Source organism: Streptomyces calidiresistens, assembly GCF_014141525.1.
GTDB lineage: Bacteria > Actinomycetota > Actinomycetes > Streptomycetales > Streptomycetaceae > Streptomyces > Streptomyces calidiresistens.
In genome coordinates, this window is sequence record NZ_VKHS01001299.1 from 1 (window position 1) to 953 (window position 953).

At 78.3% G+C, this 953-nt stretch carries 1 pseudogene; it reads left to right on the forward strand.

Features of this window, described 5'->3' with window-relative positions:
- Window positions 1-188 precede the first annotated feature (188 nt).
- Window positions 189-953 (forward strand): annotated as a pseudogene (locus tag FOE67_RS26990) (hypothetical protein); the annotation flags it as partial.

Here is a 953-nt window from a genome sequence, read left to right on the forward strand (position 1 = left end):
ACCCACCGGCGCCGATCCCCCCGCCGCCGGTCCCCGGCCCCCGGGCGGGGGGAACGGGAGCCGATCCCCGCGGTTCCGCCGGCGTCGGGAGCCCCGGGGGGAACCGACCGCCGCTCACCGAGCCGCCCCGGGGCGCACCCGTACGGCCCGCCCCGCCGCCGGTTCACCGCGGCCGTCTGACGGCCGCGGTGCTCTGTCTGGTGCTCGGTGCCGGCCTCCTCGGCGGGGCCGCCGCGGGGGTCTGGCTCACCGCCGCGACCCCGGAGGCCGAGTCCGCCGAACGGATTTTCGAGGAGAGTCGCTCCCTGTGGCGGGAGTTGCCCGTCGAGGCGATCTTCCCCACCGAGCTGGCCGGGGAGGGCGCCGGCCCCGGTGGAGCCGACCGGCACTGGTCGCGGGTGGCCGTCGCCCCCGACTCCGACTGCGCCGACGCCTTCGACCCGGCCCTGGAGGATGTGCTGGCGGCCACCGGCTGTCACCGCCTGCTGCGCGCGACCTACGTGGACGACACCGAGAGCGCCGTCACCACCGTGGGCCTGCTCTTCACCGAGGCCGATCCCGCGGCGATGCTCGCCCTCGCCCGCGACATCGACGCCAACGGGCTCGACACCCGCACCGATCTGCTGCCCCGCCCCCGGGCGGGCGCGCACCCGGCGGCCATCGGCTTCGGCGACGAGCAGCGGGCCACCTGGACGCTGCGCGCGATGACCGACGTGCCGGTGGTGGTCTGGGCGGTCTCCGGCTTCGCCGACGGTCGCGTGGTGCCCGATCCCCTTCCGGCCGCGGAGGCCGTGCGGGAGGAGGCCGACAGTCCGGTCGCCGCGGCCGGCCTCGGCCACGAGGCGATCGGGATCACCGATCGGGTCGAACGCAGGCTGCGCCGGGCCGCGGCCGGACTCGCCGGGGACGGCGCCGACGCGGCGACCGTCCCCACCGTGCCCCCGCTCCTCCCG